The sequence below is a fragment of the Sphingobium sp. PAMC28499 genome (assembly GCF_004795815.1).
GTDB classification, from domain to species: Bacteria; Pseudomonadota; Alphaproteobacteria; order Sphingomonadales; family Sphingomonadaceae; genus Sphingobium; species Sphingobium yanoikuyae.
Map to the genome: position 1 here is coordinate 2,595,918 of NZ_CP039248.1, position 14,103 is coordinate 2,610,020.

The 14,103-nt window shown below is 66.2% G+C and carries 15 protein-coding genes and 1 tRNA gene; 7 read left to right on the forward strand and 9 right to left on the reverse strand.

Annotated features, from left to right (window positions below; all coding sequences use genetic code 11):
- Window positions 1–29 precede the first annotated feature (29 nt).
- Window positions 30–440, reverse strand: coding sequence for a MerC domain-containing protein (locus E5554_RS12580; protein WP_136186978.1), 411 nt, complete (start codon window positions 438–440; stop codon window positions 30–32).
- Window positions 441–635: 195 nt separating this feature from the next.
- Here E5554_RS12580 and E5554_RS12585 point away from each other — a divergent pair, with 195 nt between their 5' ends.
- Complete coding sequence (locus E5554_RS12585; RefSeq protein ID WP_210729742.1) at window positions 636–2,090, forward strand: S41 family peptidase; 1,455 nt, start codon at window positions 636–638, stop codon at window positions 2,088–2,090.
- A 35-nt stretch (window positions 2,091–2,125) separates the two neighbouring features.
- Here E5554_RS12585 and E5554_RS12590 read toward each other — a convergent pair whose 3' ends face one another.
- On the reverse strand, window positions 2,126–2,464 hold the full coding sequence (locus E5554_RS12590; protein ID WP_136186979.1) for a hypothetical protein: 339 nt from the start codon (window positions 2,462–2,464) through the stop codon (window positions 2,126–2,128).
- 116 nt (window positions 2,465–2,580) lie between these two features.
- Here E5554_RS12590 and E5554_RS12595 point away from each other — a divergent pair, with 116 nt between their 5' ends.
- From E5554_RS12595 to E5554_RS12605, 3 genes are all read left to right on the forward strand, one after another.
- Window positions 2,581–2,889, forward strand: a complete 309-nt coding sequence (locus E5554_RS12595) for an autorepressor SdpR family transcription factor (protein WP_017503720.1) — start codon at window positions 2,581–2,583, stop codon at window positions 2,887–2,889.
- Complete coding sequence (locus E5554_RS12600) at window positions 2,874–3,251, forward strand: ammonium transporter (RefSeq protein WP_247594251.1); 378 nt, start codon at window positions 2,874–2,876, stop codon at window positions 3,249–3,251. Before E5554_RS12595 ends, E5554_RS12600 begins: the two co-directional genes overlap by 16 nt.
- A 98-nt stretch (window positions 3,252–3,349) precedes the next feature.
- Window positions 3,350–3,434 (forward strand) — tRNA-Leu (locus tag E5554_RS12605).
- Between the two features lie 130 nt (window positions 3,435–3,564).
- On the opposite strand, the gene E5554_RS12610 is transcribed toward E5554_RS12605, so the two are convergent.
- Window positions 3,565–4,701, reverse strand: coding sequence for an aminotransferase class I/II-fold pyridoxal phosphate-dependent enzyme (locus E5554_RS12610; protein ID WP_136186980.1), 1,137 nt, complete (start codon window positions 4,699–4,701; stop codon window positions 3,565–3,567).
- A 57-nt stretch (window positions 4,702–4,758) separates the two neighbouring features.
- Between E5554_RS12610 and E5554_RS12615 the strand changes: the two genes are divergently transcribed.
- Window positions 4,759–5,025, forward strand: coding sequence for a hypothetical protein (locus E5554_RS12615; protein WP_136188347.1), 267 nt, complete (start codon window positions 4,759–4,761; stop codon window positions 5,023–5,025).
- A 129-nt stretch (window positions 5,026–5,154) separates the two neighbouring features.
- Here the strand turns inward: E5554_RS12615 and pgl are convergent, their stop codons facing one another.
- The 5 genes from pgl to E5554_RS12640 all read right to left on the reverse strand — a co-directional run bounded on the left by pgl (window position 5,155) and on the right by E5554_RS12640 (window position 10,820).
- The gene (pgl, locus tag E5554_RS12620; protein WP_136186981.1) at window positions 5,155–5,847 is read right to left on the reverse strand and encodes a 6-phosphogluconolactonase; all 693 of its coding nucleotides are present in this window, start codon (window positions 5,845–5,847) and stop codon (window positions 5,155–5,157) included.
- A 5-nt stretch (window positions 5,848–5,852) separates the two neighbouring features.
- Window positions 5,853–6,329, reverse strand: coding sequence for a YbaK/EbsC family protein (locus tag E5554_RS12625; RefSeq protein WP_136186982.1), 477 nt, complete (start codon window positions 6,327–6,329; stop codon window positions 5,853–5,855).
- A 10-nt stretch (window positions 6,330–6,339) separates the two neighbouring features.
- Entirely contained in the window at window positions 6,340–7,341 is a 1,002-nt protein-coding gene (gene galE / locus E5554_RS12630; RefSeq protein WP_004212048.1) for a UDP-glucose 4-epimerase GalE, read from the reverse strand.
- Window positions 7,342–7,408: 67 nt separating this feature from the next.
- The gene (locus E5554_RS12635) at window positions 7,409–9,586 is read right to left on the reverse strand and encodes a 3-hydroxyacyl-CoA dehydrogenase NAD-binding domain-containing protein (protein ID WP_136186983.1); all 2,178 of its coding nucleotides are present in this window, start codon (window positions 9,584–9,586) and stop codon (window positions 7,409–7,411) included.
- A gap of 25 nt (window positions 9,587–9,611) precedes the next feature.
- Window positions 9,612–10,820: an acetyl-CoA C-acetyltransferase gene (locus E5554_RS12640; RefSeq protein WP_136186984.1), complete on the reverse strand. Its 1,209-nt coding sequence runs from the start codon at window positions 10,818–10,820 to the stop codon at window positions 9,612–9,614.
- A 151-nt stretch (window positions 10,821–10,971) separates the two neighbouring features.
- Between E5554_RS12640 and E5554_RS12645 the strand changes: the two genes are divergently transcribed.
- Complete coding sequence (locus tag E5554_RS12645) at window positions 10,972–11,727, forward strand: metallophosphoesterase family protein (protein WP_136186985.1); 756 nt, start codon at window positions 10,972–10,974, stop codon at window positions 11,725–11,727.
- Between the two features lie 47 nt (window positions 11,728–11,774).
- Window positions 11,775–13,445, forward strand: a complete 1,671-nt coding sequence (locus E5554_RS12650; RefSeq protein ID WP_048937021.1) for an MFS transporter — start codon at window positions 11,775–11,777, stop codon at window positions 13,443–13,445.
- Between the two features lie 42 nt (window positions 13,446–13,487).
- On the opposite strand, the gene E5554_RS12655 is transcribed toward E5554_RS12650, so the two are convergent.
- Window positions 13,488–14,084: a nucleotidyltransferase family protein gene (locus E5554_RS12655; RefSeq protein WP_010335385.1), complete on the reverse strand. Its 597-nt coding sequence runs from the start codon at window positions 14,082–14,084 to the stop codon at window positions 13,488–13,490.
- Between the last annotated feature and the right edge of the window lie 19 nt (window positions 14,085–14,103).

A 14,103-nucleotide genomic window follows, 5' to 3' on the forward strand; every position in this document is an offset into this window, starting at 1 on the left:
CGGGAAGGCGGGGCGGTCTATGGTGTCGGTCAGCAGGCGGTGCGCAGGCTCCGGCGCCAATCGAGGATATGCGCCCCGGCCAGCAGGGCGCTGCCGCCGACGGTCCAGATCGCTTCGCTCAATGGGGTGCGGACCAGCAGCGCGCCCACGGCCATCAGGGACAAGCCGGCCAGGCCGATGCCGAGCGGCAGCGCGGCGCGGTGGCGGCGCCAGCCCTGCAACAGAGCGAACAGGCTGGTCGGCACGGCGATGGCGAGCATCAGCAGGTGGAAGGATTCGCCCGGATCGATCCGCGCGGCGATGGTCGGCAGCAAGGCGAAGAGCAGTGGCAGGCCCAGGCAATGGACGGTGCAGAGCGCGGAGGCGCAGATGGCGAAGCCGTCGAGCCAGGAGCGGGGGCGGCCGGCCGGATCGCGTTCCGGCGCTTCGCAATGAGGCATGATTTTTCCTGAATGATATAATGTTACATTTTCTCCGGCCATATCGATATGGGGGCATGGGAAGTCAAGGGCAGGGGGCGGAAGGCGTTGCCGGGGCGGTTGGTTGACGGCGCGGAAAGCTCTTTTGTTTCAACGCTGTCTTGCCGTGTTGCGGTGCGCGGCTTATCCCGTCTGCGGTCTTTGGGGGGAATAGTGATGAAGCATGGGGTTGCGCGCCTGGCGTTGCTGGCGGGTGGGCTGGCGATGTTGGCGGCTTGCGGCGGTGGCGGGTCCGACAGCGCGGGCAGTGCGCCGCCGACGGCGACGCCCACGCCCACGCCCACGCCGACCGCCACCTGTTCGCTGCGCGAACGGCAGGATTGGGCGGCGGCGACGCTCAAGGAATGGTATCTTTTCCCCGAAACCCTGCCGTCCGCGCTCAGCCCGGCCGGCTATGCCAGTGTCGACAGCTATATCGACGCGTTGACGCAGGGCGCGCGGTCGCAGCGGCGGGATCGCTATTTCACCTATCTCACCTCCATCAAGGCGGAGAATGCCTATTATCAGTCGGGGTCGAGTGCCGGCTTTGGCCTGCGCTTCGCGACCGACAGCGGGGCCACCCGCCTGTTCGTCATCGAATCGTTCGAGAACGGCCCGGCACTGGCCGCTGGCATCGATCGCGGCGCGGAGATATTGGAGATCGGCACCAGCATCACGAATATGCGCAGCGTGTCGTCGCTGTTCGCATCAGGCGGTGCCGATGCCGTGGCCGATGCGATGGGGCCGGACAGTGCCGGCACGACGCGGCTGCTGCGCATCGCCGATGCGACCAGCACCCGGACCGTATCGGTGACCAAGCGCGACTTCGACCTGATGCCGGTATCGAACCGCTATGGCGCGCGGGTGATCGACGATGGCGGCCGCCGTGTCGGCTATGTCAATCTGCGCACCTTCATCCTGTCGGCGGAACAGCCGCTGCGCGACGCCTTCTCCAATTTCAAGGCACAGGGCGTGACCGACATCATCCTCGACCTGCGCTATAATGGCGGCGGCCTCGTCTCGACCGCCAAGGTGCTGGGCGATCTGCTCGGCGGCAACCGGGCGCGCACCGACATCTTCATGCGCATGACCTATCGCCCGGAAAAGAGCGGCCAGAACCAGACCCATTATTTCGAGCCGCAGGCGCAGTCCGTCGCGCCCACCCGCATCGCCTTCATCGGCAGCGGCGGCACGGCGTCGGCCAGCGAAGGCGTCATCAACGCCTTCATCCCCTATCTGGGCGCGCAGGCCGGGCTGATCGGCGCCAACACCTATGGCAAGCCGGTCGGGCAGATCGCGATCGATCGCGAAGCCTGTGACGACCGGTTGCGCGTGGTGGCCTTCGCCACCCAGAACAGCGCGGGCAATGCCGATTATTATGACGGGCTGGCGAGCAGCGTGAAGGCCAGTTGCCAGGCCTGGGACGATATCAGCTATCCGCTGGGCGACCCGCGCGAGGCGGCGACCCGGCAGGCGCTGGACTTCATCGCCGGGCGCAGCTGCACGCCGATCGGCGGCGCGGTGGCGACGCTCAGCCGCAAGGCGGTGACGTCGCCGGTGTCCGCCCCGCGCGAATTGCTGGCGCCGCAGCGGCCCAATCCGGCCCAGCGCGAGGTGCCGGGCCTGTTCTGACCGGCCGGCCGATCAGGCGGCAGCGCTGACTTCTCTCAGCGCTGCTTCTTGGTGATGGTCGCGGTGAAATCGGGATCCTTGTTCGCCACCCAGTCGACGAACTTGCGGATCGGCGGATGGAGCAGCAGGCCCTCCACGTCCATGCCGTGGCGCTGCAATTCGGAATTGGTGAAATTGGCGATCAGCGTCTGCTGGCAGATGCCGTGCATCGGCACGACGTCGCGGCCGCCCCGGCTCTTGGGAACGGGATGATGCCACACGATGGTTGTGCCCGTTGGCCGGCCGCACAGCCAGCAGAGCGGCGGGGGCGGCGCTTCCTCTTCCTCGCGATGCACATCTTCATAGGGGCCATGTTTGGAATATTTGCGGGCCATGTCTCTGCCTGGATTGAAGGAAACTTTGGCCGCTCCCTATCGCAGCCGGCGCGGCAGCGCCACGGGGATCGTCATGGCTGCTTGACTCATTTCGATATCTAGCTAATTATCTCATCATGAGCCAGGTCTTCCGCGCCTTGTCCGATCCGACCCGTCGCCGGGTGCTGCAATTGCTGCGCCAGGGGCCGATGAGCGCGGGTGAACTGAGCGACCAGTTCGATGTCTCCAAACCGACCATGTCGGCGCATTTCGCGGTGCTGAAGGAGGCCGACCTGGTCCATGCGGAAAAGGCCGGCAAGTCGGTCATATATCATCTCAAGCTGTCGGTGCTGGAAGAGGCGCTGCTGGGCTTTGCCCAGTCGTTCGGCATCGGCGTGGAGGCGCCGGATCAGCAACGGGAGAAGGCAGGATGGACAGGGAATTGAAGGCGGGCCTCCTCTGGGGCGGCGGCATCCTGCTGCTGGCGCTGGCCGCCAGCCAGGGGCGCAAGCTCGACTGGCTGGACAATGACATGGTCACGCGGCTGGTGATCGGCGCTAACGGGTTGATGATCGCCTGGTATGGCAATCGCATGCCCAAGGCTTTCCTGCCTGACGCCTGCGCGCGGCAGGTGGCGCGGGTCGGCGGCTGGTCGATGGCGCTCAGCGGCATTATCTATGCCGGCTTCTGGGCGTTCGCGCCGATACCGGTGGCGGTCGTCGGCGGCTGCGTCGCGGTGGGGGCGGGGATGGCCGTGACGATCGGCTATGGCCTCACTCTGCGCGCCCGGTTGCGGGCTCGCCGCTAGGCCCTTGTTTCGCCTGCCTGGCGGCTTTGTTGCGGGAGTGATTTGGGGGCTTTGCAGCCGGTTCATGACCTGCTAGGTGCCCCCTTCCACGATCAGATGCGGGCGTGGTGAAACTGGTAGACGCGCCGGACTCAAAATCCGGTTCCGCAAGGAGTGTCGGTTCGATTCCGACCGCCCGCACCATCTTTGATTGGCCTCAGGCGCCGGCGCGGGCATCCGCCCGCTTGGCGTTCCTCGCATAAGCTCGGACGGCCGCCATAATCATTCTGGCGTCCTTGCGGACCCTTTCGGGTCCGTTAGCTCATTTCTTTTTTCAGCGGCTCGGCTGGGCCTGGAACCAGGGGATCATCCGGGCGATCGCATCCTCGACCCGGTCGGTCGAGACGGCGAAGCTGAAGCGGATGAAGCGATGGCCGTCGACCGGATCGAAATCGATGCCGGGCGCGGTGGCGACGCCGGTCTCGCGCAGCAGCTTCTGGCAGAAAGCCAGGCTGTCATTCGTCAGATGGCTGATATCGGCATAGATATAGAAGGCGCCATCGGGCGGCGCGATGCTGGCGAGACCGAGCGCGGGCAGGGCGTCGAGCAGCAATTGCCGGTTGCGGCGATAGGTGTCGACATGCCCCTCAAGCTCATCGGTGCAGTCGAAGGCGGCGAGGCCCGCCTGCTGCGCCAGTACCGGCGGCGTCAGGAACAGATTGCCCATCCGCGCCCGCGCCGCGCCGATCAGGTCGGCGGGCACGACGATCCAGCCCAGCCGCCAGCCGGCCATGCTGAAATATTTGGAGAAGCTGTTCACGATCACCGCGTCGGGCGCAAATTCCAGCATCGAATGCGCGGGTTCGCCGAAGCTGAGGCCATGATAGATTTCGTCGGAGATGATGCGGATGCCGCGTGTCGCGCACACTTTGGCGATCGCCGCGAGTTCATAGGCCGGGATGATCGTGCCGGTCGGGTTGGCCGGGCTGGCGAGGATCAGGCCGTCCGGCGCTGGCTCGATCGCGGCTAGCGCGTCGGCGCTGATCTGATAGCGTTCGGTCGGACCGCAGGCGATCTCGACCGGCTCCAGATAGAGCGCCTTCAACGTGTTGCGATAGGCGACATAGCCCGGCCGAGCGGTGGCGACGCGGGCACCGGGCGCGAACAGGCTGGTCAATGCCAGCACCAGACCGGGCGATGCGCCGCAGGTCAGCAGCACCTGTTCGGGATCGACGGCGACATTGTGCCGGTCGGCATAGAGGCGGGCGATCCGTTCCTTGAGCGCCGGGCTTTCCCAATAGCCCATCGGGTCGGTATCGAGCACTTCATGCGCCAGCGCGATGGCGGCGGCAGGCGCACCGGTCGAGGGCTGGCCGAATTCCATGTGCAGGATGGAGCGGCCCGCAGCCTTGAGGGCATGGGCCTCCCGGCTGATAGCGATGGCGTGGAAGGGATCGATCTGGGCAATCATGCGGGGTGCCTATTCTGTGCGGGCAACCATGTCCATGGCCGCTACGTTCTGTCTGGCATGAACCAGGCGCTGCTCACCGCCCTGCAATATTATGGTGCCGGGGCCGCCACCCTCGCGGCGCTGGTGGTGTCGCTGAACCTGGGGCGGCGGATCACCGGCTGGGCCTTCGTCCTGTTCGTCACCAGTTCGATCGCGCTGATCGCCTGGGGCTTTCTCGACAAGGACAGCGAGGGCATCGGCTGGCAGAATGTCGCGCTATTGGCGATCAATGCGGTCGGCGTGTGGCGCTATCTGATCTCGAAACATGCGGTGCGCGACCGATAATCCTCCCCTGCAAGGGGAGGTGGCGCGCGCGAAGCGCGTGACGGAGGGGTATCGCCCTACCGCAAACGGGATACCCCTCCACCATTTGCTGCGCAAATGGTCCCCCTCCCCTTGCAGGGGAGGATGTTTTTAGGTTTCGGCGATCCACACTTCGACCGGCACCTTGTCCTGCAGCAGGGCAAGGCGGATCGGTAGCTCTTCGACCGGCCCGCCGGCCAGCGCCTGGTCATAGACCGCCTTCTTGCCCGCGCCGCCGATCTGCAGGAAGATGTGGCGGCTCTGCAGGATCGCGTGGGCGGTCAGCGACAGGCGCTGGTGCGGTGCGACCGGCGGGGTGGCGGCGATGGTGTAGGTTTGGCTGGAAAGCCCCTCGGCCAGTTCCTTGCCCTCCGGGAAGAGCGAGGCGGTATGGCCGTCATCGCCCATGCCGAGCAGGATGATGTCGAACGGCCAGGGCAGGGCGGCAAAGTCCACCTCGACCGCGCTCTGGCCGGCATAGGCGTCGGCGGCGCTGTTCTTCATCGGCACGAAGCGGGCGGCGGCGGCCGGTCCCTGGAGCAGGGTTTCGCGCACCAGCCGTTCGTTGCTGTCGGCGCTGAGCGGATCGACCCAGCGTTCGTCGACCAAAGTGACGATAAGCTTGGTCCAGTCGAGCGGCACTTTCGACAGCGCTTCCAGCACCGGGCGGGGCGAGCGGCCACCCGAGACGGCCAGCGTCGCGACATCGCGCTGGGCGATCGCATCCGACAACAGGGTGGCGATGCGGGCGGCGATGTCGGTGGCAGCTTCGGCGCCGGTGGCAAAGATATGTTCGGTCGGCATGGCTCTCACTCGACGATTTCGGGAAGGGTGCAGATGTCGATCCATTGCGCCCCGGTCAAGGCGGCAAGCCGTTCGGGCGTCAGTTCGACCGAGGCGGTGCGCGATCCCGCCGCCGGAAACACGGTGTTAAACGCCTGCAGCGAGACATCGCAATAGACGGGCAGGGCGTTGGCGAGGCCAAAGGGGCAGACTCCGCCGACCGGGTGGCCGGTAATCTCCTCCACCTCATGTGCGCCCAGCATGCGCGGCTTGGCGCCTAGCACTGCCTTCGCCTTGCCATTGGACAGGCGGGCGTCGCCGCGGGCGCAGACCAGCACGACCGTTTCGCCGACGCGCAGCGACAGCGTCTTGGCGATGCGCGCGGGTTCGACGCCCAGCGCGGCGGCCGCCTCGATCACCGTTGCAGTGCTGACGCCCTGGTCGATGATCGCCACATCGGGCGCCTGCGCGGCGAAGAAGGCGCTAACGCTGGCTTCGCTCATGCCTTTTGCCTCATGCCTTTTGGATGTCGCTCAGCTTGCGTTCCCAGGCGAGCGCATGGTCGACGATCTGGCCGAGGTCGGCATAGCGCGGCTGCCAGGGAAATTCCGCCATCAGCGCGCTATTGTCGGAAATCAGCGCATCGGGATCGCCCGCACGGCGCCCTTCCAGCCGGCGCTCGATCGTCATGTTCGTGACCCGGTCGACCGCGTCCAGCACTTCGAGCACGGAGAAGCCCCGGCCATAGCCGCAATTGAGCATGTAATTGCGATCGGGGTGGGCGATCAGCGCTTCGAGCGCCAGCACATGGGCGGCGGCGAGATCGCTGACATGGATATAGTCGCGCACGCCGGTGCCGTCGGGCGTGGCGAAATCGGTGCCGAAGACGCTGACATGGCTGCGCTTGCCCAGCGCCGCCTCTACCGCGACCTTGATCAGGTGGGTGGCGCCCGCCGTCGACTGGCCGGTGCGGCCCTGCGGATCGGCGCCGGCGACATTGAAATAGCGCAGTGCGCAGAAGTTCATGGCGTGAGCGGCCGCCACGTCGCGCAGCATATATTCGGTCATCAGCTTCGACATGCCATAGGGATTGATCGGCCGCTGCGGCGTCGTTTCCCTGACCGGGCTTTCCTCCGGTATGCCATAGGTGGCGGCGGTCGAGGAGAAGATGAAATGGGGGACGCCGACGGCGACCACGCTCTCCAGCAGGTCGCGGGTCTTGGCGCTGTTGTTGTTATAATATTTGAGCGGGTTCTCGACCGATTCCGGCACGACCACCGATCCGGCGAAATGCATGATCGCCTGGACGCCATGTTCGCGCAGCGTCGCCTGTACCAGCGCCTGGTCGGCAATGTCGCCCTGCACGAAGGGGACGTCCTGCGGCACGGCCCAGCGGAAGCCGGTGACCAGATTGTCGATCACCACCACGCCATAGCCGGCATCCTTCAGCGCCAGCACCGCATGGCTGCCGATATAGCCGGCGCCGCCCGTGACCAGAACCGTTGGCTTGCTCATAAAGAAAAGGTCTCCCCGAATATGTCCGGGGAGACCTAATACAGAAGCGTTACGATTTACAAATCGCTCATGCTGCAGCGCGAGACGGAACGGGGCGATAGAAGGTCGCGCCGTTTGCAGCCATTTCCCGCAGCTGCGCCGTGGGGGCGAAGCGCGGGCCATGGGCGGCGGCCAGCCGGTCCAGCACGGCCACGACATGGGCGATGCCGACCGTGTCCATATGGCTGAACGGACCGCCGGTATAGGGCGCGAAGCCCCAGCCGAAGATCGCGCCGATGTCGCCATCTTCCGGCGTTTCCAGCACGCCTTCCTCGAAGCAGCGGGCGCATTCGATCAGCTGGCGATAGAGGAGGCGTTCCTTGACTTCCTCGACATCCGGCTGGGCGTCAGCGCGCGGGAACAGATCGCCGAGCACCGGCGAGAGATGCTTCTTGCCGCCTTCGGGATAGTCGTACCAGCCCTTGCCATTCTTGCGGCCCAGGCGATCGGCCTCGACCATCTTGAGCATGATGTCGTCCGACCCCTGGGGAACATAGGCGTCGCCCAGTTCCTTCCTGGCGGCGGTCATGATCTTGACGCCCAGTTCGATCGACACTTCGTCGCTGACCGCCAGCGGGCCGGTCGGCATGCCGAGCTGCTTGCCGGCATTTTCGATCAGCGCCGGGTTGATGCCTTCGCCGACCAGCTCCGCGCCTTCCTGCACATAGGTGCCGAAGCTGCGCGAGGTGTAGAAGCCGCGGCTGTCATGGACGACGATCGGGGTCTTCTTGATCTGGGCCACGAAGTCGAGCGCCTTGGCGATCGCGGCCGGGCCGGTCTTCTCGCCCAGGATGATTTCGACCAGCGGCATCTTCTCGACCGGCGAGAAGAAGTGGACGCCGATGAAATTCTCGGGCCTGGACCAGGCATTGGCGAGCTTGGTGATCGGCAGGGTCGAGGTGTTGGAACCGAAGATGGTGTCGGCGCCCAGCACGGCTTCGACCTGCTTGGTCACTTCCGCCTTGATCGCGACATCCTCGAACACCGCCTCGATCACGAAGTCGGCGCCGGCGAGCGCGGCATAGTCGGTGGTCGGGGTGACGCGGGCCAGGGTGGCGGCCATCTTCTCGGGCGTCATGCCACGGCCCAGGCGCTTGGCCAGCACCGCCTCGACATGGGCCTTGCCCTTCTCGGCATAGGCCTGGTCGCGGTCGAACAGCACCACGTCCATCCCGGCCTGCGCCGCGACGGTGGCGATGCCCGCGCCCATCATGCCGGCACCCAGCATGGCGAGCTTGGTCGTCGGCGCCTTGGGCTCGTCCTTGGGGCGGCGCGCGCCGCGCTCGGCCGCCTGCTTGTTGACGAACAGGGTGCGGATCATGTTCGACGCCTGCGGATCGGCGGCGACCTTGGCGAAATATTTGCTCTCGATCCGGATCGCCCGGTCCATCGGCAGGGTGATGCCCTCATAGACCGCCGACAGCAGGGCGATCGGCGCGTTCATGTTGCGCTGGGTCTGCTTGAGCGTCATCGGCAGGGCGCCGGCCATGGTCTGGACGAAGGCGGGGTTGAAGCCGCCGGCGCCGCCCGGAACCTTGAAGCCCTTGACGTCCCAGGGCTGGGTATTGGCGGTCGGATTAGCCTTGACCCATTCCTTCGCCGCCGCAGCTGCCGTGCCCTGCGGGACCACGCCGTCGACGACCTTCAGCATCGCGGCTTCGGCGGGGCGGAACAGCTTGCCCTGCAGCATGTACATCAGCGACGCCTGCACGCCCATGATGCGCGGCAGGCGCTGAGAGCCGCCGCCGCCGGGGAACAGGCCGATCAGGATTTCGGGGAGGCCGAGCTGGGTCTTGGGGCTGTCGCCGACGAAGCGGCGATGGCAGGCCAGCGCCAGTTCGAAGCCGCCGCCGACGCAGGTGCCCTCGATCGCGCAGGCGACCGGCTTGCCGGCAGTTTCCAGGCGACGAAACAGCTGGTTCAGCACGAACACATTGTCGAAGATCGCGGTGGGGGCAGGGCGCTGTCCATCGGCGCTGGCCAGCATCGACCCGAAATATTTCAGGTCCATGCCGGCCATGAAGCCGCTGTCCTTGCCCGATGCGATGACCGCGCCCTTGATGCCCTCTTCCGACGCGATGCGGGTGATGGCGGCGTCAAGGTCGGCCAGGAAGTCGGGGCCGATGACGTTCATCGACTGGCCAGGCACGTCGATCGTCAGGGTGGCGATGCCGTCGGCATCGATGTCGAAGCGGATGGTTTCCATGTGTGTCTCTCCTTGCGTCCGCCGCTTACACGCGCTCGATGATGATGCCGGTGCCCATGCCCGCGCCGACGCACAGGTTGATGAGCGCGGTGCCCTTGCCCGAGCGTTCCAGCTCGTCGAGCGCGGTGCCCAGCACCATGGCGCCGGTGGCGCCCAGCGGATGGCCCATGGCGATCGCGCCGCCATTGACGTTGATCTTCGAGTGGTCGAGGTTCATCGCCTGCATGTAGCGCAGCACGACCGAGGCGAAGGCTTCGTTCAGTTCCCACAGGTCGATGTCGGCGGTGGTCATGCCGGCACGGGCCAGCAGCTTGCCGGCGACAAATTCCGGGCCGGTCAGCATGATCAGCGGTTCGGACCCGATCGAGGCCATCGCTTTGATCTTCGCGCGCGGCTTCAGGCCGTATTTCTCGCCGATTTCCTTGTTGCCGACGAGCACGGCGGCGGCGCCGTCGACGATGCCGCTGCTGTTGCCGGCGTGATGGACATGGTTGACCTTTTCCAGCTCGGGATAGCGCAGCAGGGCGACGGTATCGAAGCCGGGCATGTCTTCGCCCAGCGCCTGGAAGCTGGGCTTCAGGCTGCCGAGCGACTGCATCGTCGCGTCGGGGCGCATATGTTCGTCATGGTCGAGCGCGATGCCGGCGATCACGTCGCGGACCGGCACGATCGACTTCTTGAAACGGCCTTCGTCCCAGGCGACCTTGGCGCGGCGCTGGCTCTCGACGGCATAGGCGTCGACATCGTCGCGGCTGATGCCGAACTTGGTGGCGATCACGTCGGCGCCGATGCCCTGGGGCGCGAAATAGGTCTTGTAGGCGACCGCCGGGTCCATTGCCCAGGCGCCACCGTCCGATGCCATCGGCACGCGGCTCATCGATTCGACGCCGCCGCCGATCGCGAACATCGCTTCGCCCGAATAGACCTTGGCCGCGGCCATGTTGACCGCTTCCAGGCCCGATGCGCAGAAACGGTTGATCTGCACGCCCGGCACGGTCTGGGCATAATCGGCGTTGAGCACGGCGACGCGCGCGATGTCCGCGCCCTGTTCGCCCACGGGGCTGACGCAGCCCAGGATCACGTCGTCGACGTCTGCGGTGTCGATCTGGGTGCGGTCGCGCACCGCTTCGAGCATCTGCGTCGCGAGCTGGATGGGGGTGATGTCGTGGAGCGAACCGTCGCTCTTGCCCCGGCCACGGGGCGTGCGGACGGCGTCGTAGATATAGGCTTCCATGGTTCCTTTTCCCTCTCCGTTGGCGGCTTTTGGCGCACCGGAAGTGGCCCTGAATGTATTTACGTTTACGTAAAGTGCAAGCCTGAAATGGTCGGTTTCCGCCGACATGGCCTTGCCGTAAGGTCAGGTGCGGGCCTGATGTGGGGCGCGATTGCAGCGGGACAAGCGCCAGGTGAAGATTGCGGTTCTTTCCGACATCCATGGCAATATCGACGCGCTCGACGCCGTGCTGGCGGATATGGCTGCGCGCAATGTCGAACTATGTGTCAATCTCGGTGACATCCTGTCGGGGCCGTTGTTTCCCTGCGAGACCGCCGATCGGCTGATGGCGATGGATCTGCCGACGATCCGGGGCAACCATGAGCGGCAATTGCTGACGCTGGCGCCCGACCGGATGGGTGCGTCGGACCGGGCGACCCATGATCTGCTGGCGCCGCGCCATCGCGACTGGATCGCCGCCTTGCCCGAGACGCTGTGGCTGACGGATGAGATATTGATGGTCCATGGCACGCCGGACAGCGACATCGATTATTGGCTGGAGACGGTCGAACCGAACGGGCTGCACGCGGCGACCGAGGCGGAGGTCGAGGCGCGGGCAGGGGGCGTCGTCGCGCCGTTGATCCTGTGCGGCCATACCCATGTGCCGCGCATCCATCGTCGCGCCGATGGCGGGCTGATCGTCAATCCAGGCAGCGTCGGCCTGCCGGCCTATGAGGATGATCGGCCCTGGCCGCACAAGGTGGAGACCGGATCGCCCGAAGCCCGTTATGCACTGGTCGAGCGGATGGCCGACGGCTGGCATGCGGAGATCGTCCTGGTCGCCTATGATGCCGAACGCGCGGCCGCCACGGCCGATGCTCGCAGCCGGCCCGACTGGGCACGCGCACTGCGTACCGGACGGATGTGAACCAAAGGCCGAGTCGCGGGTTTGACCGACGTTCCTAAATCCGCTTGATGGTTTTCGTGCCTGACACCGAGTCCCCCCAGCCTTCCTCGCCTTTTGCCATTCCCATCTTCCGCGCGATCTGGATCGCGAGCCTGGCGTCCAATTTCGGCGGGCTGATCCAGTCGGTCGGTGCGGCCTGGATGATGACCTCGCTGTCCGCTTCGCCGGTGCTGGTGGCACTGGTGCCGGCGTCCACGACGCTGCCGATCATGCTGTTCTCGCTCTGGGCCGGCGCGGTCGCCGACAATCTGGATCGGCGCAAGGTGATGATGGCCTGTCAGCTGTTCATGCTGCTGGTGTCGACTGCCCTTGCGCTGGTCGCCTGGCTCGGCGCGCTGACGCCCTGGACGCTGTTGGGCTTCACCTTCCTGATCGGCTGCGCGACGGCGGTGAACGGCCCGGCCTGGCAAGCATCGGTCGGCGACATGGTGCCGCGCAGCGTGCTGCCCAGTGCCGTCGCTATGAACAGCATGGGGTTCAATCTTGCCCGTAGTACCGGCCCGGCGCTGGGCGGCGTGATCGTCGCGGCGGCGGGCGCGGCGGCGGCGTTCCTGGCCAATGCAGTCAGCTATATCGGCCTGGTCGCGGTGCTGGCGCGCTGGCGGCCGGAATTGCCGCCCAAACTGCTGCCGCGCGAGCGGCTGGGCGTCGCGATGTGGGCCGGTGTCAGCTATGTCTCGATGTCGCCCAAGATCCAGCTCGTGCTACTGCGCGGCGGCGCCTTCGGCATCGGTGCCAGTGCGGTGTCGGCGCTGATGCCGCTGGTGGCGCGCGATGTGCTGGGCGGCGGCGCGCTGACCTTCGGCCTTACCAGCGGTGCCTTCGGCGTCGGCGCGGTGGCCGGGGCGCTGTCCACCCGGCGGCTGCGCGCGCGCTTCTCGATCGAGGCAATCGTGCGGTCCGCCGCCCTGTCGCTTGCGGCGGGAACGGCGATCACGGCCATGTCGGGCTATCTGGCGCTGGCGCTGCTCGGCTATCTGCTCGCCGGGGCGGGCTGGGTCATGGCGCTGTCGACCTTCAACGTGTCGGTCCAGATGTCGGCGCCGCGCTGGGTGGTCGCCCGCGCCGTCGCCATCTATCAGATGACCGCGTTCGGCGGCATGGCGATCGGCGCCTGGCTGTTCGGCAATCTGGCCGAGGATCATGGCGTGGTCGAGGCGCTCTATGCCTCCGCCGCGGTGCAACTGGTCGCTGCGCTGATCGGCTTCGTTCGTCCGCTGCCGCAGATCGGCGATGACAATCTCGATCTCCAGAATCGCTGGCGCGAGCCGGAGACGGCCGTGCCGGTCGAGCCGCGCAGCGGCCCGGTGGTCATCACCATCGAATATCGCATTCCGGTGGGGTCGGTCGTCCCCTTCCTCAGCGCGATGAGCGAGCGCCGCCGCATTCGCAAGCGCGATGGCGCGCATGGCTGGTCGCTGATGCGCGATCTGGGCGATCCGGAACTCTGGGTCGAACGCTATCATGTGTCGACCTGGCTCGACTATGTCCGCCATAACCAGCGGCGCACCATCGCCGACATCACCAACAGCGATACGATTCACGCGCTGCACAGTGGCGGCAAGCCGCCGGTTGTGCATCGCATGCTGGAACGCCAGACCGGCTCGCTGCCGCTCAGTCGTGCCCCTGATCCGCGGGAAATGGGCGACGGTCTGACCGATCCGACGCGATCGACCTGAAGCGGGGCAAGGCAAAGCGGCTTCGCCTGCCCCTTTTGTGCCTCAGGTGGGTGTCACCGGGGGGCGGCCAAGATCCTCCGGCGTATCGATGTCGTGCAGCACATTGCCGATCGTCTCGATCTGGATGCCGTGGCTCAGCAGTGCGCGGGCGCCCTGATCCCCTTTAAGTGCCAGCAGTTCGGGGAAATGCTTGCGGCCGATGAAGGCGGGCGGGGAGGAAGAGAAGCCGTCGGTGCTGGCGACGACCGATCTTATGTCCTCGGCCGCCATGCAGAGATGGTTATAATGGGTCTGCGGCACGTCGGGCATGTCGGCCAGGCAGATCAGAATGCCGCGCACCTTGCGCTTGTCCATCACATGTTCGACCGCGAGCCGGATGCTGCTCGACAGGCCTTCCTCGGGACGCTCGTTGACGATGATATCGAAGCCGCGCCGGTCGAGCTTGCGGTGCAGCACCGGTGCAAATTCGATGGGCCGCACGACGGCGACCAGTTCGGCAAAGGCCATGGAGGCGATGGTTTCCAGCGTGTGCGCGGCAACCGGCTTGCCGCGCAGGTCGGCCATCAGCTTGTCTTCCTCGCCGAAGCGGGTCGACATGCCGGCTGCCAGAAGGACGGCGGCGATGCGTTCAGTGCGCATGATCTTGCGATTGTAATGA